The 19,160-nt window shown below is 75.5% G+C and carries 19 protein-coding genes; 5 read left to right on the top strand and 14 right to left on the bottom strand.

Translation table 11 applies throughout. From position 1 onward, the window contains the following. Positions 1 to 11: 11 nt before the first annotated feature. Positions 12 to 464 carry a GNAT family N-acetyltransferase gene (locus tag GA0070603_RS11660; RefSeq protein WP_091321851.1) on the bottom strand — a complete coding sequence of 151 codons (453 nt, stop codon included), beginning with the start codon at positions 462 to 464 and terminating at the stop codon, positions 12 to 14. A gap of 73 nt (positions 465 to 537) precedes the next feature. Here GA0070603_RS11660 and GA0070603_RS11655 point away from each other — a divergent pair, with 73 nt between their 5' ends. Then, positions 538 to 1,038 carry an ion channel gene (locus tag GA0070603_RS11655; protein ID WP_091311650.1) on the top strand — a complete coding sequence of 167 codons (501 nt, stop codon included), beginning with the start codon at positions 538 to 540 and terminating at the stop codon, positions 1,036 to 1,038. A gap of 57 nt (positions 1,039 to 1,095) precedes the next feature. Here the strand turns inward: GA0070603_RS11655 and GA0070603_RS11650 are convergent, their stop codons facing one another. Next, the gene (locus GA0070603_RS11650) at positions 1,096 to 2,682 is read right to left on the bottom strand and encodes an alpha/beta hydrolase (RefSeq protein WP_091321848.1); all 1,587 of its coding nucleotides are present in this window, start codon (positions 2,680 to 2,682) and stop codon (positions 1,096 to 1,098) included. A 34-nt stretch (positions 2,683 to 2,716) separates the two neighbouring features. Next, positions 2,717 to 3,829, bottom strand: coding sequence for an ATP-dependent DNA ligase (locus GA0070603_RS11645; protein WP_091311646.1), 1,113 nt, complete (start codon positions 3,827 to 3,829; stop codon positions 2,717 to 2,719). A gap of 136 nt (positions 3,830 to 3,965) precedes the next feature. Here GA0070603_RS11645 and GA0070603_RS11640 point away from each other — a divergent pair, with 136 nt between their 5' ends. Together GA0070603_RS11640 and GA0070603_RS11635 are read left to right on the top strand one after the other, a co-directional pair. After that, on the top strand, positions 3,966 to 4,178 hold the full coding sequence (locus GA0070603_RS11640) for a hypothetical protein (protein WP_091311643.1): 213 nt from the start codon (positions 3,966 to 3,968) through the stop codon (positions 4,176 to 4,178). Positions 4,179 to 4,217: 39 nt separating this feature from the next. Next, positions 4,218 to 4,667, top strand: a complete 450-nt coding sequence (locus GA0070603_RS11635; RefSeq protein WP_244282497.1) for an SRPBCC family protein — start codon at positions 4,218 to 4,220, stop codon at positions 4,665 to 4,667. Positions 4,668 to 4,690: 23 nt separating this feature from the next. Here GA0070603_RS11635 and GA0070603_RS11630 read toward each other — a convergent pair whose 3' ends face one another. Continuing rightward, positions 4,691 to 5,182 (bottom strand): GNAT family N-acetyltransferase, encoded by a 492-nt coding sequence (locus tag GA0070603_RS11630; RefSeq protein WP_091311639.1) that lies wholly within the window; start codon positions 5,180 to 5,182, stop codon positions 4,691 to 4,693. A 68-nt stretch (positions 5,183 to 5,250) separates the two neighbouring features. On the opposite strand from GA0070603_RS11630, the gene GA0070603_RS11625 reads away from it, so the two are divergent. Beyond that, positions 5,251 to 5,787, top strand: coding sequence for a DUF1990 domain-containing protein (locus GA0070603_RS11625; RefSeq protein ID WP_244282496.1), 537 nt, complete (start codon positions 5,251 to 5,253; stop codon positions 5,785 to 5,787). Here the strand turns inward: GA0070603_RS11625 and GA0070603_RS11620 are convergent. From GA0070603_RS11620 to GA0070603_RS11580, 9 genes are all read right to left on the bottom strand, one after another. Continuing rightward, complete coding sequence (locus GA0070603_RS11620; protein ID WP_091311636.1) at positions 5,781 to 6,695, bottom strand: DNA-3-methyladenine glycosylase family protein; 915 nt, start codon at positions 6,693 to 6,695, stop codon at positions 5,781 to 5,783. The two genes, GA0070603_RS11625 and GA0070603_RS11620, sit on opposite strands and share 7 nt — an antisense overlap. Before the next feature lie 196 nt (positions 6,696 to 6,891). Then, positions 6,892 to 7,539 (bottom strand): hypothetical protein, encoded by a 648-nt coding sequence (locus GA0070603_RS11615; RefSeq protein ID WP_091311633.1) that lies wholly within the window; start codon positions 7,537 to 7,539, stop codon positions 6,892 to 6,894. A 205-nt stretch (positions 7,540 to 7,744) separates the two neighbouring features. Then, positions 7,745 to 8,530 carry an anti-sigma factor family protein gene (locus GA0070603_RS11610; RefSeq protein WP_091311630.1) on the bottom strand — a complete coding sequence of 262 codons (786 nt, stop codon included), beginning with the start codon at positions 8,528 to 8,530 and terminating at the stop codon, positions 7,745 to 7,747. Further along, entirely contained in the window at positions 8,527 to 9,225 is a 699-nt protein-coding gene (locus tag GA0070603_RS11605; protein ID WP_091311627.1) for a sigma-70 family RNA polymerase sigma factor, read from the bottom strand. Before GA0070603_RS11605 ends, GA0070603_RS11610 begins: the two co-directional genes overlap by 4 nt. 83 nt (positions 9,226 to 9,308) lie before the next feature. Then, the gene (locus tag GA0070603_RS11600; protein WP_091311625.1) at positions 9,309 to 10,166 is read right to left on the bottom strand and encodes a spermidine synthase; all 858 of its coding nucleotides are present in this window, start codon (positions 10,164 to 10,166) and stop codon (positions 9,309 to 9,311) included. Then, entirely contained in the window at positions 10,166 to 11,146 is a 981-nt protein-coding gene (locus GA0070603_RS11595) for a hypothetical protein (protein WP_091311621.1), read from the bottom strand. The genes GA0070603_RS11600 and GA0070603_RS11595 overlap by 1 nt, the downstream gene beginning before the upstream one ends. A 61-nt stretch (positions 11,147 to 11,207) precedes the next feature. Continuing rightward, positions 11,208 to 13,682: an AAA family ATPase gene (locus tag GA0070603_RS11590; protein WP_091311618.1), complete on the bottom strand. Its 2,475-nt coding sequence runs from the start codon at positions 13,680 to 13,682 to the stop codon at positions 11,208 to 11,210. Further along, the gene (locus GA0070603_RS11585; RefSeq protein ID WP_091311614.1) at positions 13,682 to 14,830 is read right to left on the bottom strand and encodes an exonuclease SbcCD subunit D; all 1,149 of its coding nucleotides are present in this window, start codon (positions 14,828 to 14,830) and stop codon (positions 13,682 to 13,684) included. The genes GA0070603_RS11590 and GA0070603_RS11585 overlap by 1 nt, the downstream gene beginning before the upstream one ends. A 10-nt stretch (positions 14,831 to 14,840) precedes the next feature. Continuing rightward, positions 14,841 to 16,589, bottom strand: a complete 1,749-nt coding sequence (locus tag GA0070603_RS11580; RefSeq protein ID WP_091311610.1) for an ATP-binding protein — start codon at positions 16,587 to 16,589, stop codon at positions 14,841 to 14,843. Between the two features lie 263 nt (positions 16,590 to 16,852). Between GA0070603_RS11580 and GA0070603_RS11575 the strand changes: the two genes are divergently transcribed. Further along, complete coding sequence (locus GA0070603_RS11575) at positions 16,853 to 18,460, top strand: alpha/beta fold hydrolase (protein ID WP_091321842.1); 1,608 nt, start codon at positions 16,853 to 16,855, stop codon at positions 18,458 to 18,460. A 9-nt stretch (positions 18,461 to 18,469) separates the two neighbouring features. Here the strand turns inward: GA0070603_RS11575 and GA0070603_RS11570 are convergent, their stop codons facing one another. Then, positions 18,470 to 18,880, bottom strand: a complete 411-nt coding sequence (locus GA0070603_RS11570; RefSeq protein WP_091311607.1) for a DUF7144 family membrane protein — start codon at positions 18,878 to 18,880, stop codon at positions 18,470 to 18,472. Between the last annotated feature and the right edge of the window lie 280 nt (positions 18,881 to 19,160).

Raw genomic sequence — 19,160 nt, 5'->3', positions numbered from 1 at the left:
CACGCTACCCGTCAGAGCGCCAGCTTCATGCCCTCGTGGCTGGCCACGAAGCCGAGGTCCCGGTAGAAGCGGTGCGCGTCGGCGCGGCTCTTGTCGGTGGTGAGCTGCACCAGCGCGCAGCCCCGCTCCCGGGCCTGGTCGATCGCCCAGGTCATCATGGCCCGGCCCAGCCCCCGGCCGCGCAGGTCGGAGCGGACCCGGACCGACTCGATCAGCGACCGCTCGGCGCCGTGCCGACCCAGCCCCGGGATGTACGTGATCTGGAAGCAGCCGACCACCTCGCCGGCGGACTCCGCGACCACGAGGTGGTTGCGCGGGTCGGCGTCGATGGCGGCGAACGCCCGCTCGTACGCCTCGTCCACCGCGGCGAAGTCGCGGGCCTTGCCCAGCACGTCGTCGGCGAGCAGGGCGATGACGGCGGGCAGGTCGGCCCGGACCGCCTCCCGGAAGATCACATCGGTCACGTCGGGCAGCCTCCCACAGTCACGCCCGGCGATGCCGTCGCGCCGGTTGCCGGCACCGGGCAGCATGTGCGCCATGGACGTCCTGCTGTTGCCGTTCCGCTGGATCTACCGCGGTCTGGTCTGGTTCGCCAACTCGCCGCGCACGTTGATCGTCTCGTACCTGCTGATGATCGTGGTGGCCGGCGTGCTGTACAGCCACGCCGAGCACAAGAGCGCCGCGGACTCGGTCTGGTGGGCCGTGGTGACCGCCTCCACGGTCGGCTACGGCGACATCTCCCCGACCTCCTTCGCCGGGCGGTTCCTCGCCGCGCTGCTCATCTCGACCATGGTGCTGCTGGTCATCCCGCTCATCACCGCGCACTTCGCCAGCCGGCTGATCGTGGACGACGACGCCTTCGAGCACGCCGAGCAGGAGGAGCTGAAGGCGGACGTGCGGCGGCTGCGGGCGCTGGTGGAGGAGATGGCCTCCCGCCAGGGCATCGCCGTGCCCGAGCCGGAGCGCCCCGAGCCGGTCAGCGGGCCGGGCAGCGCGGCTCCGCCCTGGCAACGCCGGCACCGTCGCCGCCGCCGATGACCACGCCACCCTCCGGCCTTCAGCAGAGGTGTGCGGCCCCGGCCGGCTCCCGCACCGTCACCGGGCGGGGCAGCGCAGCCCCTCCCGGGGGACGGTGAGCGAGACGAGGTAGGCGTCCACGGCCGCCGTGACGCAGGAGGTCTGCGGGTAGGCCGTGTGCCCCTCGCCCTCCCAGGTGAGCACCCGGCCCACGCCCAGCATCGAGGCCAGCGCGGCGGTCTGCTCGTAGGGCGTGGCCGGGTCGCCGGTGGTGCCGACCACCAGGATCGGCGGCGCGCCGGCCGCCTTCCCGGTCGGGTACGGGTCCCGCCCGCCCGGCCACTCCACGCAGCCGAGCATCCCGACCGCCAGCGCCGGGCCGAACAGCGGGTACTTCTGCCGCCACTGCGACTGGAGCGACCGGATCTGCTCCCGGGTCGGCTTCTCGGTCTCGTCGGCGCAGTTCACCGCCATGTTCGCGTCGAACAGGTTGGAGTAGTGCCCGTCGTCCTCGCGGCCCGCGTACGCGTCGGCGAGCTTGAACACGCCGGTCGGGTCGCCGCCCTGCAACGCGTCGACCGCCCGGGCCAGCTCCTGCCAGCCCTGCTCCGTGTAGAGGGAGGAGATCACCGCGTAGAACACCCAGCCGGCGGTGGCCTCCCGGCCGTCCCTGCCACGCACCGGGGAGACCCGGGCCTTGTCGATGGCGGTGGTCACCGCGGCCCGGGCGTCCGGCGCGATCGGGCAGCGGCCCGCGTTCGCCGCGCACCAGCGGGAGAAGTTGTCGAACGCCCGCTCGAAGCCCTTCGCCTGGCTCTCCGAGCCGGCGACGAGCTTCTGCTGCGGGTCCACCGCGCCGTCGAGCACCAGCGCCCGCACCCGCTGCGGATAGAGCTGGGCGTACGTGGCGCCCAGCAGGGTGCCGTAGGAGTAGCCGAGGTAGGTCAGCTTGTCGTCGCCGACGGCCGCCCGCACGGCGTCCATGTCCCGCGCGGCCTGCTCGGTGCCGTAGAGCGGGAGCTGGTCGCCGTACTTCCCGCCGCACCGCTGGCCGACGCGGCGGTTGAGGGCCACGAAGCCGTCGAAGGAGGCCTGGCTCTCCGGGTCGGGGTCGTAGCCGAAGCTGGCGTCCAGGTCGGCGTCGGGGATGCACTTGACCGGGCTGGACCGGGCCACCCCGCGCGGGTCGAAGCCCACGATGTCGAACCGGTCGGTCACGTCGGCCGGCAGCCCGCCGAACCCCGGGCCGAAGGAGAGGTAGACCGCGGTGTCCACGCCGGACGCGCCGGGACCGCCCGGGTTCACCACCAGCGACCCGATCCGGTCGTGCTGCTTGTTCGACCGGATCCGGATCAGCGCGATCTCGAAGGTCTCCCCGGCGCCGGGCCCGGCGGTCGCGCCGGTCGCCGCCCCGGTGCCCCAGTTCCGGGGGACGGCGATCCGGGCGCAGTCGTAGCGCATGCCCGCCGCGCCCCGCCCGACCAGCTCGTCCGGCACCTCCGGGCAGGCCCGCCAGGTCGGCGCGGCGCCCGGTGCGGCCGCCTCGCCCTCGCTCTCGGCCCGCGGGGCGAACGCCGGCAGCGTGCAGCCTGCGGTGAGCACCAGCGCCGCGACGAACCCGGCCAGGGTGGGCCGGCGGCGGATCCGGTCGGAGAAGCGGGTCACGTGGGAGCCCTCCATGATCGTGTGGACCGCCAGGCTACGCCCGGTCCCGCCCGTCGCCGACGGTCGCCGCCGGGTCCCCGCGCAGCACCTGGTCGACGTCGTAGCGGATCGGGCGCTCCAGCTGGTCGTACGTGCAGGAGCGGGGATCACGGTCGGGGCGCCAGCGGAAGAACTGGGCGGTGTGCCGCAGCCGGTCGCCCTCCATCGCGTCGTAGCCCACCTCGACCACCAGCTCCGGGCGCAGCGGCTCCCACTCCAGGTTCTTGCCGCCGGTCCACCGGCTCACCCCGCCCGGGATGCGCTGCCCCCGCTCGTGGTCGCCGTGCACCCACGGGTGGTCGCCGCCGACCTCCCGGTAGGGCTCCAGCTCGTCGAGCAGCTCCTTGCGCCGGGCCGCCGTGAACGAGGAGCTGACCCCGATGTGGTGCAGCACCCCGGCATCGTCGTAGAGGCCGAGCAGCAGCGAGCCGACCACCGGGCCGGACTTGTGCCAGCGGAAGCCGGCCACCACCGCGTCGGCGGTGCGCGCGTGCTTGACCTTGAACATGAGCCGTTTGCCCGGCTCGTAGGGCAGGTCGGCCGGCTTGACGATGAGCCCGTCCAGCCCGGCCCCCTCGAACACGTCGAACCAGCGCCGGGCCGTCTCCGGGTCGGTGGTCACCTGGGTGACGTGCACCGGCGGCCGGACCTTGGCCAGCGCCTTCTCCAGCCGGCCCCGGCGCTCCGGGTAGGGCCGGTCGGTGAGCAGCTCGTCGTCGAGCGCGAGCAGGTCGAAGGCGACGAAGTCGGCCGGGGTGGTCTCGGCGAGCAGCTTCACCCGGGACGCGGCCGGGTGGATCCGCTGGGCCAGCAGCTCGAAGTCGAGCCGCGGCTGGCCTCCGGGGCCGTCCCGGCGGATCACGATCAGCTCGCCGTCGACCGCGCACCGCTCCGGGAGCTGGCGGCGCGCCTGCTCCACCACCTCCGGGAAGTAGCGGGTCATCGTCTTGCCGCCGCGACTGGCCAGCTCGACCTCGTCGCCGTCGCGGAAGATGATGCAGCGGAAGCCGTCCCACTTGGGCTCGTAGGTCAGGCCGGGGTCGGTGGGTAGTTGGGGCACGCTCTTCGCCAGCATCGGCTCGACCGGCGGATTGATCGGCAGGTCCACGGCGACAAGTCAATCAGACCCCACCGACGGTCGTGAGGCAGATCACCGGCGGTGCCGGGCGGCGTGTCCCGTCGCGGGCCCGTTCGTCACCGGCGACCGGATGGTGAAACCGCAGGTCAGCGCTACGGTTCGCGGCGTGCCGGAGTGGAGTTGCGGATGCTGCGGGCGCTGGCGGGTCAGCGTGGAACTGATCCGCGGGCGCTACCGCTACCGGCTGGTGCACCGCTACCCGGCCGAGCACGGCGGCGGCGCCAACGTCGTCGGCGAGGTGGCCTCGGTGGCCGAGCTGGAGCTGCTGCTCCGCCGGTACGCCCCGGTCGGCCTGGCCGACCTCCGCGAGGCGGCCTGACCGGGATCACCCGCCGTCGATCCCGGGCGTACCCTGACCATGATCGTGCCGGGGGAGGGGAGCGCCATGCGGTTCGTGGAGTCCGTCGAGATCGTCGCCGACGTCGACCGGATCTGGGCCGTGCAGACCGACGTCGAGCGCTGGCCGGAGTGGACACCCTCGGTCGCCTCCGCCCGCTGGCTGGCGCCCGGGCCGCTCGCCCTCGGCTCGTCGGCCCGGCTGGAACAGCCCGGGCTGCGGCCGGCGGTCTGGCGGGTCACCGAGATCGACCCGCCGCACGGCTTCGTCTGGGAGTCCGACAGCCCGGGCGTGCACAGCCGGGGCGAGCACCGGCTGGTCCCGCTGGACGGCGGGCGGGTGCGCGCCGAGCTGGTCATGGCGCAGACCGGGCCGCTGGCCGGGCCGGTCGGGCTGCTCCTCGGCCGGACCATCCGCCGCTACCTGCGGCAGGAGGCCGACGGGCTCCGCCGCCGCTGCGAGCGGGGCTGACCGCCGGCCCCCGTGCGCGCCGCTCAGCCGTCCCCGTGCGCCGGCTCGACCGTCTTCTCCAGCACCGCCAGGCGGTTGCCGTTCTCGTCCGGCCGGTGCGCCACGACCCGGTAGCCGCGCCGCGCGTACAGGCCGAGGTTCTCGGCGCTCTCCGCGCCGGTGAACAGGGCGAACCGGGTCACCCGGCCGGCGCAGGCGGCCTCCACCGCGGTCAGCAGCCGGCCGCCGATGCCGCGCCCCTGCTGGTCCGGCGCCACCGCGAGCCGGCCGACATGGGCCGTGTCGCCGTCGATCCGGGCCCGTACCGAGCCGACGAGGCGCGGGCCGAGCCGGGCGGCCAGCACCACCGTCGGGCCGGCCAGGGCGGCGCGGACCTCGTCGAGGGTCTCGGTCAGCGGGGGCAGGAACACGTCCCGGTAGCGCTGCGCCTCCACCAGGTACGCGGCGCGCTGCACGGTGAGGATCTCGCCGGCGTCCGCGACGCCGGCCGGGGCGAGGGTGAGCTGCTCGGTCACCCGGCAAGCCCACCACAGCCCCGCGGACCGACGCCGGGCGGGCCATCCGGCACGGTCGTACCCTGGCGGTGTTCCGCGAGGAGGAGGCCGACGTGCCCGAGCTGACGTACCCCGAGGTGGGGGCGACCCGCGACGGACGCCTGCCGGCCGGCTACCACCACCTGCGCCACCGGGTCCGGCTGCCGGACGGCGGCTTCCCGACCGCTGCGGACGCGGTGCTCGGCTGGCGGCTGCACCGGGCCGCGGGTGTCGTCATGCGCACCGACGCGCCCCGCGCCGCCGCCGGCGTGCGGGTCACCCCGGGACTCGGCGTCGGCCCGCTGCGGATCTGGGGCCCGACCGAGGTGGTCTGGGCGGCGGAGGAGCCCGACCGGGCCGGGTTCGGCTACGGCACCCTGCCCGGGCACCCGGAGGTCGGCGAGGAGGCGTTCCTGGTCACCCGGACCGCCGGCGGGGTCTGGTTCGAGGTGACCGCGTTCAGCCGGCCGGGCCGCTGGTACGTGCGCGCCGCCGGGCCGGCCACCCGGGCCGTCCAGCGGGCGTACGCCTGGTGGCTGGGGCGGACGCTGCGGCGGCTCTGTTCCTCCCCGGCGGCGGGTCAGTAGCCGGCGAAGGAGCGGATCGGGGCGCGTGGCCCGTACTTCGGCGCCTGGATACCGGCGGCCTCCAGCAGGACACAGACCCGTCCGCGGTGGCCCCGGAACGGTTCGAGGAGGGCCAGCATCCGGGCGTCGTCGCCGCGCGGCTCCCCGGCCAGCGCCCAGGCCACCGTGTTGGGAACGTGGTAGTCGCCGACGCTCACCGCGTCCGGGTCCCCGTACGCGATCCGGACCACCTCGGCGGCGGTCCACGGCCCGATGCCGGCGATCGCGGTGAGCCGGCGGGTGGCCTCGGCGGCGTCGGCGCAGCGTTCCAGCCGGTCCGCGACGGCGGCCGCCCGGCGCAGCGTGTCGGCTCGCCGCTGCTCCACCCCGAACGGGTGGAAGACCCAGTACGGCGTGGCCGCCACCGCGGCCGCCTCGGGCGGCAGCAGCAGCGGTTGCAGCGGCCCCGGCGCCGGCTCGCGGAAGTGCCGCACGGTCGCCGCGTACGCCCGGTACGCCTCCTTGCCGGTGACCTTCTGCTCGAAGACGGCGCGCAGCAGCCGGGGGAAGACCTGGCCGGTGGCGGGCATCCGCAGCCCCTGGTGCTCGCGGGCCAGCCGGGCCACCAGCGGGTGCGCGCCGGCCAGCGCGGCGAACCCGGTCAGGTCGTCGCGGAGCCCCGCGACCGCGTCGGCCCGCTCGACCACCCAGTCCGCACCGGGGCCGTAGCCCTCGGCGACCAGTTCACCGGCGGCGGGGCGCAGCGCGAGGGTGGCCGGGCCGGCCGGGGTGCGGGTGGCCCACCAGAAGCTGCCGGCGGCGATCCGGGCGCACGGGTCGTACGGGCTGAAGGTGAGGGCCCGGACCGAGGCGGCCAGCCGGTAGCCGGCCGGGGGGCGCAGCGTACGGCGGGCGGCGGGGGAGGTCACCCCGCCACTCTGCCACGTGCCCCCACCACGACGGCGCCGGCCCGCGTCGCTACCTGGAGAAGGGGGCGGCGCCGGCCCGTACCGGGCCGGCGCCGCGCCGGGACGCGGGGCTGCCGGATCGCCGCTGTCCCGGGTCCACGACGGTGGCCGGCCGCGCCCTCCCCGGCTGCGACCGGCCACCGTGTCCGGGGTTCCGTCAGTACGAGTAGCCCGAGTCGCCGCCCGAGTCGCCCGACGCCGGCGGGGCGACCGCCTTCGGGGTGCCGGTGGGCAGGCAGGTGAGGTTCTTCTTGCCGTTCGGGTCGACGACGAACCAGGTGCCGCCGACGCCCTGGCCCTTCCACTGGCCCGGCTTCTTGTCGCCGATGTAGCGGTAGACCGGCCAGCCCCCGATGGTGAGTTGCCGGGTGCCGTCCTGGCGGGTGACCGTGCCGACCTTGTCGTCGGAGACGCCCTGGAGTTGCGGGTTGCCGTCGGTCAGCGCGGGCGGCCAGACCTGGGCGCACTTGTCCACGCAGTTGGACTGCGGCGGGTCGGCCGAGTCCTTGTCGAACCGGTACAGCACCCAGCCGTCCTGGTCGGTGACGACCTGGCCCATCCGGGGCAGCTTCTTGCCGACCAGTTCGTCGGTGAGCTTCACGTCGGACGGGGGCGCCTTGTCGTCGGCGGGCGCGTCCGGGGACGCGGAGGCTTCCGGTTCGGCCGACGCGGTGGGTTCGGCCGCGGCGACGGCGACCGGCTCGGCCGCGCTCGAGTTCGCCCCGTCGTAGCCCGCGGGGGCGCAGGCCGTTAGTGCGACCATCGCGCTCGCGACGATGACGGTCGTCCGCTTCAGGTGTGCCACGTGCCCTCCTCGTTCTTGGCAGTTCGCCGGGTAGTACGGGCGGTGTGCTGTCAAGGTTGAAGAGAAAAGGGTGCTCCATTTCACAGTGGATCCGTTGAACCGATCCGGCCGGCGGCGCGTGGGGGAGCACGTCGGGGTGACGACCCCGGGCACGACGGAACGGCGCCGGGCGGTGTCGCTGCCCGGCGCCGGCGTCCCGGCGGGATCAGAGGTCGGCCACCGTCACCAGCGGGCTGGCGACCCCGTTGACGTCGACCGACTGCACCTGGATCTTCTCGATGTCCTTGAGCGGCGCCGAGGTGGACGCGCTCAGCTCCAGCGGAAGCTGGTTGGTGTTCGTGCCGTAGCCGCCGCCCGGCACCGACCAGGTGGAGACGACCTCGCTTGTGGCGTTCTTCCGGACCACCACGAGCCGGCAGGTGCGCGGGCCGGGCAGGCGGGTGAGCTGGAGGTCGATCTGGGTGCCGTACTCCTTCGACGCCAGCCACATGGTGGTCTTCACGCCGGTGCCCGGGTCGGTGGCGTCGTGCTGGTCGCCCTCCTGCTCGTTGCCTCCGATGCCCGGCCCCGACGCCGTCGGCCCGGGGGAGGGCGGGGCGGTGATCGGCGCGGTCAGCGTCGGCTCGGCCTGCGGGATCCGCTTCCCGTCGTCGCCGCCGAACACACCGGCGATGCCGGCGCCGCTCAGGCCGCCGAACACCACCACGGCCGCCGCCGCGGCGAGGATCTGCCGCATCCGGGTCCGCCGCCGGTCCCGGCGGACCGCCATGAGGGTACGGTCCAGCAGCGCCGGATCGGTGTGCGTCTGCTCCAGCGCGGCCATCGCCTCGCCGTCGATGCCGGAGAGCAGCCCCACCACCGGGACCATCGTCTCCAGCTCGGCCGCGCAGGCCCAGCAGGTGGCGAGGTGCTCCTCGAACCGTTCCGCGTCCTGCGGGTCCAGCACGCCGAGCGCGTACGCGGCCACGTCCATGTGGTCGGCCCGGCTCATTCCGTCACCCCCCTCTCCTGCAGAGCCGTGCGCAGCGCGCGCAGCGCGTAGTAGACCCGCGACTTCGCGGTGCCGAGCGGAAGGCCCAGCTCCTCGGCCGCCTCGGGCACGGTACGCCCCCGGAAGTACGTCGCCACCAGGATCTCCCGGTGCGACTGGCTCAGCGTACGCAGCGCGTCGGCCACGGTCATCGTGCGCAGCACCCGGTCGGTGCTGTCCGCCTCGGCGAACGCGGTCAGGTCCCGGTCGTACGTCTCCGCCGGGCGGGCCTGCTCGCTGCGGTGCTCGTCGATGGCGATCCGCCGGGCCACCGTGACCAGCCAGGGGCGCAGCGAGCCCTGGCCCTGGACGCCCAGCCGGTGCGCGTTGCGCCAGGCCCGCAGCAGCGTCTCCTGCACGATGTCCTCGGCGCGCTGCCGGTCCCCGCCGGTCAGCCGCATCACGAACATCAGCAGCGGCCCCGCGTGCTCGGCGTAGAGCAGCCGGATCAGCTGGTCGGAGTGGCTCGCCTCGGTGGACGTCGCCTGGTGGCGTCCGGGCGCCGGTCGCGGCGTCACCGGGTCATTCTGGCGATCCGAGGGACGGGCGTCGACCCCCCGGCCCGACCGCGACTCGCGCGAACGGGGCTGGGCCCGGGCGAACATCCACTCGGGCCTCGCCACCTCGCCGTGCCAGCCGGCCGCCACCGCGTGCATGCAAGACCTCCGGTGTCCAATGACATCAGCCGACCCCCCACGGGCATGGCCGCCCGGTGATACGGAGCGGCCCGCCGAGCGGATCAACGCCGGACGGAAAAAATTCCGGGCGGAGGCGGGGTGGAGTCGGTGGCGTCGGCGTCGTGGACCACCGGCGCGCCCCCGGCGAACCGGTCCAGCTCGGCGCCGGCCAGCACCCGCCCCGGGAACCAGTCGCCGGCGGCCCGCCGGGTCAGCTCCGGCACCGGCGGCTCCACACGGGACGCGACGAGCACCAGGTTGCCGTAGCGCCGGCCGCGGAGCACCGCCGCGTCGCCGACCAGGCAGGCCCGGGGCAGCACGGTGCGGACCGTGGCGACCTGCCCGCGCGCGTGCCGCAACGGCGGGCCGTCGGCGACGTTCGCCAGGTAGCAGCCGTCGGGCCGGAGCACCCGGGCCACCTCGGCGGCGTACTCCACCGAGGTCAGGTGGGCCGGGGTGCGGGCGCCGGCGAAGACGTCCGCGACCACCACGTCGTAGCTGCCGTCCCGGCTCGACGTCAGGGTGGCCCGGGCGTCGGCCACCCGGACCCGCAGCCGGGGGTCGGCCGGCCACGGCAGCTCCCGCCGGACCAGGTCCACCAGGGCGCCGTCCACCTCGGACACCCGCTGCGTGGAGCCGGGGCGGGTGGCCTGCACGTAGCGGGGCAGCGTGAGCGCGCCGCCGCCCAGGTGCAGCACCCGCAGCGGCGCACCGGCCGGCGCCACCAGGTCGATCGCGGCGGCCAGCCGCCGGACGTACTCGAACTCCAGGTGGGTGGGGTCGGCGAGGTCCACATGCGACTGCGGCGCCCCGTCGAGCAGCAGCGTCCAGGAGCCCGGCCGGTCCGGGTCGGGCACCAGCTCGGCCTGCCCGGTGTCGACAGGCACGACCGCCCGGTCGGCGCCGCGTCGCCGGCCCATCAGCGCCGGATCCCCCGGGCCGCCGCGGTGAGCACCCGGTGCAGCAGGCGGGCGTCGCCGAGCATCCCGCGCAGCCGGCGCTCCAGGCCGGCGATCGGGATGAGGTTCTGCGGGGCGCGCGGGTCCTTGTACGGGGTGGAGGCGAACCGGGGCAGCGTGACCAGGGACAGGTCGGCCAGCTCGATCGCCTCGGCCTCGGTCAGGTCGGCGGAGCACTCCACCCGCACGACGCCCGCCCAGGGCGCGCCGCCGGCCACGGGCAGCCGCAGATACCACGAGTAGCCGCCCCACGCCGTGCCCAGCCGGAACACCGGGCAGCGCTGCCCCGGGGCCAGCCCCGTGACCACCGCCGTGAGCCGGCCGTCCAGGTACTGGCTGTGCTGCGTCTTGATGTAACCCAGGGTGCGGGGCAGGTTCCGCCGGCTGCGCAGCGGCCCGTCCACCACCAGCAGGTCGCCGTCGGTGCGCACCGCGTCGGAGACCGCCACCTCCAGCGCGGTCAGCGGGCCCTGCACGGCGGCCGGCAGCTTGCTCAGCTCGCCGGTGCCGCTCACCCGGTGCACCGGGTAGCGGATCGCGCCGGCCACCACGTCCTGCGCCGAGGGGCTGGCGGTGAACAGTCCCCGGCCCACCCGGGTGCCGGCCAGCTCCGCCGCGCCCCGCTCCAGGTCGCACCGGACCACCCCGGCGGCGTACGAGGCCGCGATGCCCGGGAAGGAGCCGCCGTCGTCCTCGGCCGTCCAGACGCTGGCGTCGATCCGGCGCACTCCGTCGACCAGCAGCACCACGTCCGGGGCCGCGACGTCGCGGCGGACGTCGACGGCCCGCCAGTCGGTGGCGGACAACTCGACGTCGGCGTCGACCTGGGCGCTGCTCGGCGCGGCCGGCCCGCCCCCGCCGGACGCCTCGAACGACGCCCCGTACGCCGGGTCCCACGCGTCGACGAAGAACCGGGCGCCCGCCCCCGACGGTCCCGTCACGCGGCGCTCCTCACGGTGCCGGCCTGCCGTCCGCGACCGCGGGGCGCCGCACTCCTCGCGCTCACAGGCCGGTCCGCTCGACGCGGGCGGTGCGGGCGTCCTTGCGGACCACGAAGCGGACCGGGATCCGCTCGGCGAGCGCCGGCACGTGGGTGACCACGCCGACCATCCGGTCGCCCCGGGCGGCCAGGTTCTCCAGGGTGGCCGCCACCGTGTCGAGGGTCGCCGCGTCCAGCGTGCCGAAGCCCTCGTCGAGGACTATCGACTCCAGGCTGGCGGCGCTCGTCGACATCCCGGCGAGCTGCTCGGACAGCGCCAGCGCCAGGGCCAGCGACGCCTGGAACGTCTCCCCGCCGGAGAGGGTGCGCACCCCGCGCCGCAGCCCGGCGTCGTGGTGGTCGACCACGAAGAACTCGCCCTTGTCGTGCACCAGGTCGTACTGGCCACCGGACAGCTCGCGCAGGATCCGCGAGGCGCCGTCGACAAGCAGGTCCAGCGCCTCGGCCAGCAGCCAGCGCTCGAAGTTGTTGGCCCGCAGGTGCCCGGCGAGCGCGCGGGCCACCCGGGCCTGCCGCTCGTGGCCCGCCCGCTGCTCGCGCAGCTCCGCGGCCTGCTCGCGGCGCTCCTCCAGCCGGCGCAGCTCCGCCTCGGCCCGCTCCACCGCCACCGCGGCGTCGCGCTGCGGATCCTCCGGCGCGGCCAGCCCGGCCGCGTCGAAGAGCCCGCCGATCCGCTCCGCCACCTGGCCCGCAGCGGCCTCCGCCGCGTCGACGGCGGCGGCCAGCCCGGCCCGGTCGGCGCGCCGCCGCCCGGCCTGCTCGCCGGCCCAGCCCGCGAGGGCCGTCCAGGCGGCGGCCACGTCGTCGCGGTCGGCGGCCGGCGGGCCGAACCGGGCCAGCCCGTCGCGGACGGTGTCGAAGTCCCGCCAGGCCCGGCGCAGCCGCTCCTGCGCGCCGTCCAGGTTGCCGCGGGCCCGGCGCGCGGCGTCACGGCCGGCGCGCACCGCCCCCGCCGCCTCCTCCAGCGCCCGGCGCAGCCGGGCGTGCTCGGCCAGCGATTCGCGCAGCGCCTCCGGCGTGGCCGCCCCGGCGAGCTGCCCGTCCAGCTCGGCCAGCCGGGCTCCGAGCTGGTCGTGCTCGGCGCGGGCGCGCAGCAGCACCCGGTCCAGCTCCCGGGCGGCCGCGTCGCGCTCCTGCACCACCCGCTTGGCGGCCTCGCTGGCCGCCCGGGCCGCCTTGCCGGCCGCGAGCGCCCGGGCCACCGCCGAGCCCTTGGGCACGGCCGGCACCTTGGGCACCGGCTGCTCGCAGACCGGGCAGGGGCCGCCGTCGACCAGGTGCGCCCGCAGCGCCACCGCCTGGTCGGTGGCCTTCGCCTCCTCGTGCGCCCGGAACGCCGCCTCCAGCTCCGCCTCGGCCCGCTCGGCCTCGGCCCGGGCCGCGGCGAGCGCCCCGGCCGCCGCGTCGTGCTCGGCCTGCGCCGCGTCCACCGCCGCGCGGACCGCCGCCGCGTCGCCGGCCAGCCGCTCCCGGTCGGCGTACGCCTTGAGCTGCACGCGCAGCGCGCTCTCGTCGCCGGCCGCGGCCAGCTCGCCGCGCAGCTTCTCCTCGCGCTCCTCGGCCAGGGCGACCGCGGTGGCGGCCTCGTCGGCGGCCGTCCGTGCGGCGGCCACCGCCCGGGCCAGCTCGGCGGTCCCGTCCGGCGGCCGGACCCCGGCCAGCACGGCCAGCTCGCCGTCGAGCGCCGCGAGCGCCGCGGCCTGCTCGCGCGCCGTCGCGCGCGCCCGCTCCAGCTCGGGTACGGCCGCCGCGACGGCACCGGCCAGCTCCCGCATCCGGTCGACGCGCTCCCGGGCGCCGGCCAGGCTCTCCTCGTCGACGTCGGCGAGGCCGCCGAGCATCTTGTCGACCGCCTCCAGCTTCGCCTCGGCCTGCCCGGCGCGCTCGGTGGCCTTCTTCTGCACCTCCTCGTAGACGCCCAGCCCGAGGAGGTTCACCAGGATCTGCTGCCGGGTGGCCGGCTTGGCGTGCAGGAAGTCGGCGAACTGCCCCTGCGGCAGCACCACGCAACTGGTGAACTGCTCGTACGGCAGCCCGACCGCGTCGAGCACCGCCTGCTCCATCTCGGCCGGCGTGCCGGCCACCACCTCGCCCAGGTCCTCCGGGCTGAGCCCGGTGTCGAGCTTCGTGACGTCGAACCCGGGCGGCATGAGCTGGAGGCCCGCGTTGGCGGTCTTCACCGTGCCCCGGCCGTCCCGGCGGACCACCCGGGTGGCCACGTAGCGGTCGCCGGCGGACTCGAAGACCAGCCGCACCCGCGCCTCGGTGGCCGACGGGGCGAGGGCGTTGGCCAGCCCCCGGGCGCCGCCCCAGCGGGGGACCGTGCCGTAGAGGGCGAAGCAGATCGCGTCGAGCACCGTCGACTTGCCCGAGCCGGTAGGCCCGACCAGCGCGAAGAAGTCCGCGTCGGTGAAGTCGACAGTGGTCTCCTCGCGGAAGACGGTGAAGCCCGCCATGTCCAGCCGCATCGGCCGCATCAGTGCTCGACCTCCTCGAGCAGCTCGTCGAAGAGCTCCCGGACGTCCTCGTCGGCGTGGCCCCGGCTGTCCAGGTAGTCGGCGAACAGCTCGCGCGGCGAGCGGCCGGCCCGCTGGGCGGTGCGGGTGCCGCTGCCCGGCGCCGGCACCAGCTCCGGATCGATCCGGATCTCCAGCGCCCGGGGGAGCAGCTCCTGCACCTCCTCGCGCAGGCCGGCGCGGGGCTGCTCGCGGACGTAGACCCGCAGCCAGCCGTCGGGCACGTCGATCTCGGCGAGCTGGGCCAGGGTGCCGCGGACCGTGCGCAGCGGGACGGCGCCGGGCACCGGCACCTCGCGGATCTGCGCGGCGGTCGTCGCGGTCACCTCGACGATCGTCACCGACCCGACGTTCTCCTGCTCGCCGAAGTCGACGGCGAGCGGGCTGCCGCTGTAGCGGACCGGGCAGGGGCCGATCACCCGCTGCGAGCGGTGCAGGTGGCCCAGGGCCACGTAGTGCGCGTTGCCCGGGAAGACGGTGGCCGGCACCGCGTAGCCGAGCACGGTGTGCGCGTCGCGCTCGCCGCCGCCGGTGCTCGCCCCGACCACCGTGACGTGGGCGGTGACCAGGTGCACCCGGTCCGGCTCGGTGAACCCCTCGGCCAGCCGGGCGAGCACCCGCCCCAGGTGGTCGGCGTAGGTCTGGTTGGCCTCGGCCGGGGTCAGCTCGTACATCTCCACGGCGCGTACGGCGTAGCGCTGGGAGAGGAAGGGCAGCGCGGCGACCTGCCAGCGCTCCCCGTCGCGGGTGACGCCGTCGATGACGTGCTCGGCCGGGTTGTCCCGGACGCTGCCGCGCAGCGTGATGCCGGCGGCCTCGGCCCAGGGGCGCAGCGCGTCGAGCGCGGCGCCGTTGTCGTGGTTGCCGCCGATCGCCACCACGTCGGCGCCGGTGCGACGCAGCGCGGTGAGCGCCCGGGTGACCAGCCGGGTCGCCTCCGGGGTGGGCGCCGCGGTGTCGTAGAGGTCGCCGGCCACGATGACCAGGTCGGGGCGCTCGACCCGGGCGATGTCGATCACCTGGGCGAGCACCTGCTTGTGCTCCTCGGCCCGGGACTGCCCCTTGAGGACCTTGCCGACGTGCCAGTCGGAGGTGTGCAGGATCTTCATGGTCGGCCCTCTAGAACGGGATGTCGTCGTCGGCGGCGCTCGAGCCGACCACCGCGAAGGGGTCGGCCGCCTGGGTGATCGAGCGCAGCGTCTCCGAGGGCGCCCGGCCGGCCTCGGAGACCCGGGTGGCCCAGGCCGGGAAGGGGAACTCCAGGCAGAGCGGGACCGGGATGTCGGGCTGGTTGACGAACATGGTGCCCGGCTTGGCCAGCAGGGCGCGCTGGCGCTGGGCGGGCGGAAGGAAGCCGTATTCCGGGCGGGACGCCTCGGCCGGGTCGAGCCGGCCGACCACCCGGATCGCCGAGTTGGTGACGATCCGCCGCTCCACCTCGCTGGCGGTCTGCTGGGCGCCGACCAGGATCACCCCGAGCGACCGGCCCCGCTCGGCGATGTCGAGCAGCACCTCCTTGATGGGGGAGGAGCCCTCCCGGGGGGCGTACTTGTTCAGCTCGTCGAGGACGACGAAGAGCAGCGGCTTGGCGGTGCCGGCCTTCTCCTTGCGTTCGAACTCGCTCTTGAGCGTCACGCCGACCACGAAACGCTGCGCCCGGTCCGGCAGGTTGTGCAGGTCGACCACGGTGACCTGGGCGGACTCGGCGGTGTTGATCGAGTGCGGGCGGCGGGTGGCCAGGTCGCCCCGGATCAGCCGGCCCAGGTCCTTCTTGCTGCCGATCAGCCGGCGGGCGAACGCGTTGACCGTGCCCAGGCCGACCGCGCTGCCCGCCCAGTCGCCCCGGGTCTCGTCGTCGTTGAGCTGCTCGACGACGTGGTCGACGAGGTCGGCGTACGACCCCAGCCGGACCCCGTCGATGCTCACCCCGCCGTCGGCGGGCTGGGCGTGTCGGGCCAGGTGGGCGGCGACCGAGTGGACCACCATCGTGTACTGCTGCCGCTCGTCGTCGGCGTCGGCGAAGACGTACGGCAGCAGGCGGTCGGCGCAGAACTCGCTGAGCGTCCAGTAGAAGCTGTCCACCCCGGTGAGCCGGCTGCTCACGTCGGGCGTGCCGGAGGAGTCACCGACCCGGGGCGGGGCGTGGACCCGGACGTCGGGGAAGGCGCCCGCGTCGAGCCCGAGCTTCGCGTAGCCGGCCCGGGTGGCGTCGTCGAGCCGGGTGTTGGGGTGGTCGAGGAAGAGCAGGTCCTCGCCCTTGACGTTGAAGATGAGCGCCTTGGCGTTCACCGCGTCGCCGCCGAGCACCCCGGAGCGGAAGACCGAGTAGAGCAGGAAGGTGGCGAAGCTGGTCTTGGTGGCCACGCCGGAGATGCCGGAGATGGAGACGTGCGCGCCCCGGGTGCCGTCGAGGAAGTCGGCGTTGAGGTAGACCGGGACGCCGTCGCGGCCCATGCCCATGGGGATGCGCCGCTCCATCCGGTCGAAGTGCAGCGCCCGGGCCCGGGCGTCGCCCTCGGCCCGGTGCACGACGGCGCCGGGGGTGGGCGGCACGTAGAACTCCGGGTCGACCCGGGTGGTGGTGACCTCGGCGGCCTCCTGCACCTGGGCCGGCAGGGTGCCGTCGGCGATGGCGAACACGTCGGAGTCGAACTGCGCCCCCTCGTGCCGGGCGCGCACCTGGGTGACCACTCCGGCGATGGTGACCGGCTCCCGGTCGGGCAGCTCGCGGCGGGTCACCACCACGTCGTCGAGCTGGAGGTAGCTGCCGGGCGCCACGGCGGTCCAGAAGGTGAGCGGGGTGGCGTCGGCGGTGCCGAGCACCCGGCCGACCCCGTCGCCGGGGCCGTCGAGCAGGTCGTCGGTCATCGGCGGTCTCCGGTCGGCTGGTCGTCCCGTTCGCGGCGCACGTCGTGCATCCTGCCCGAGGGATGCGACAGGTTGCCACGCGACGCGGCGGACGCCACCCCGCGGGTCCGCCGACCCTGCGCAGCGGGACCGCCCGCTGACTCTCCGTACGCCCCGGTCGGCCATTCCGCCACCGCCGGGCCGGCTCGCGGGAGATCCTGCAAGGGGCCCGAGGACGCAAGGTACGAGGAGCGGCGGTGGAGGCAGTCCGCAACCGGACGGCGATGCTGCTGCTGCTCGCCGTGCTGCCGCCCGTGGTGCAGGAGGCGGTGCTGGTGGGCATCGGCTTCCACGGCGCCCGCGGTCTGGCGCCGCAGGTGACCGCGGTCTGGCCGTACGACTCGTTCCACGACCTGCGGTGGCTGCTCGTGTTCCACGACTCCTGGGGGAACTTCCTGTTCGGCCTGGTGGCGCTCACCGTGTTCCGCGGGGTGCTCACCGCCGGGCTGACCGCACTGGCCTGGCCCGCGCGGGTGGCCCGTCCGTCGTTCGGCTGGCTGGTGCGGCGGAACCTGGAGGTGGCCGCCCTCGCCCTGGTGATCATCTCGCCGTGGGCGGCCATCTCTGTCGCCTTCTCGGCGGTCGCGCTCTCCCTCTACCTGTTCGCCTCGCTCGCCCCGATGCTGGTGCTCGCCCCGTTCCTCCAGCGCGCCGGGGTGGTCCGGCACTGGTGGCGGGGCCTGCCCACGATCGAGCTGCTCGGCTGGTCGGTGCTCAACTTCGTCGTGCTCACCGTCGCGGGCGCGGTCATCTCCAGCACGTCCGGCTGGTGGGGCGTCCCGGTGGCGGCGCTGGCCGGCCTGGTCAACGGCCTGCTCTGGCGGCGCACCGTGGCGGCGGCCGTGCTGCCGGCCCGCATCCGCCTGGCCCGGATCCCGGTCGCGCCGGTGGCGATCGTCCTCACCATGGCCGCCGCGGTCGCGTCGCAGACGCTCGTGGGCCTGGCGCTGGGTCCACCGGCGGAGTGGCGGCCCCCGGTGATCGCCCAGCGGCTGCCCGACCGGGTGCCGCACGCGGTGATCGCCATCGCGGGGCACGACTCGCAGTGGAACGGTCGCGCACCGGAGGATCCCCGGGTCGAGCGCTTCTCCTACGTGGGCCTCGACGGGCAGGGCCGGCCGCTGCCGTACGGGCCGGAGGCCACCCACCAGGCCCTGGACTCCAGCGCGGTGCTGCTCGCCGCGCAGGTCGACGAGTTGCACAAACGGACCGGCCGGCCGATCGCCCTGCTCGGGTTCAGCGAGGGCGCCATGGTGGCGCGCACCTACCTGGACAAGTGGGCGCAGCCCCTGCCCGTGGAGGCGGTGCTGCTGTTCAGCCCGCTCATCCAGCCGGGCCGGGCCTACTACCCGCCGGCGGGCTACTCCGGGTGGGGCGTGGCCGCCGGCTGGGAGCTGCGGGGGATCTTCTGGCTGGCCAACCTGGGTCGCTCGGTGAAGAGCGCACCGGACGAGCCCTTCGTCCGGTCGGTGCTGGTCAACGCGCCGTTCTACCGCAACCGCACGCTCTGCCCGGTGGCCGGGGTCCGCATGATCGCCTTCCTGCCCACGGTCAGCGCCGCGGAGGCGCCGCCCGGCGAGTACAGCCGGATCCCGACGTTCCAGATGCCCGCCCTGCACGGCGGGCTGATCGGCCAGCGGCTCGCCCAGGAGCGCGTGGTCGACTTCCTCGCCGGCGGCCGGGTCGACGAGCCGCGCCGGGAGTACCGGCTGCTCCAGCGGCTGGGCGCCGCCTGGCAGGCCCCGCCGCTCCCGCTGGCCCTGAACCCGGTGTGGGCGGCCGACCGGGAGGGCGACCCCGCCTTCAGCGGCCGGATCTGCGAGCCCCGCTGACCGGTCGCCTCACCCCGCCCCGCCGGTGGCCCGGCGGTGTCGGAGCAGCAGCCGGATCGCCGCCGCGTCGACGGCGGTCACCAGGACCACCCGGATCGGCGCGTACGGCAGCATGAGCAGATTGACGGTGAGCGCCAGCACGGCGCAGCCGATCGCCACGAGGGCCGCGCCCCGGCGCCCGGTGACCGCCGCCAGCCCGGCGACCGCCAGCGCGGTGCCGACCACCAGGTGCAGCCAGGCCCAGCCGGTGACGTCGACCGGGTAGAGGCCACCGCCGCTCAGCACCACGAACGGCCCGGACCGGAGCGTGCCGTACGCGGACAGCACGTCGGCCAGGCCGGTGGCGACCAGCAGCCCACCGGCGAGCAGCGGACGCTCGGCCTGCTCCGGCGTCGTCCCGGTCGCCTGCGGAGAACGCATTCTCCGAGGTTACGGCGCTTGTCCCGGGCGGGTTCGCGAGACGGCGCAGCCCGACCCGGCGGGGCGCGGGTCCCGACGCGGCGACCGCTCCGGAGTCCCGGGTGGTGAACGGCGCGCGAAAAGTCGTGGAAAAAATCTTGGCCGAAAGTCGTGACAGACATGGGCCGCCTCCGGCAAGAATGTGCAACAACGCATCGAGGATCTTTCCTCCATCGATCCCTCGTGCGTCGCCGCGCCCGTGTGACCTGCACGAACGCGGCTGATCCGGCGTGCCCTCCCA

Origin of the sequence: Micromonospora chersina (genome assembly GCF_900091475.1) — a bacterium.
GTDB lineage: Bacteria > Actinomycetota > Actinomycetes > Mycobacteriales > Micromonosporaceae > Micromonospora > Micromonospora chersina.
This window is presented reverse-complemented; position numbering and strand designations above follow the sequence as displayed.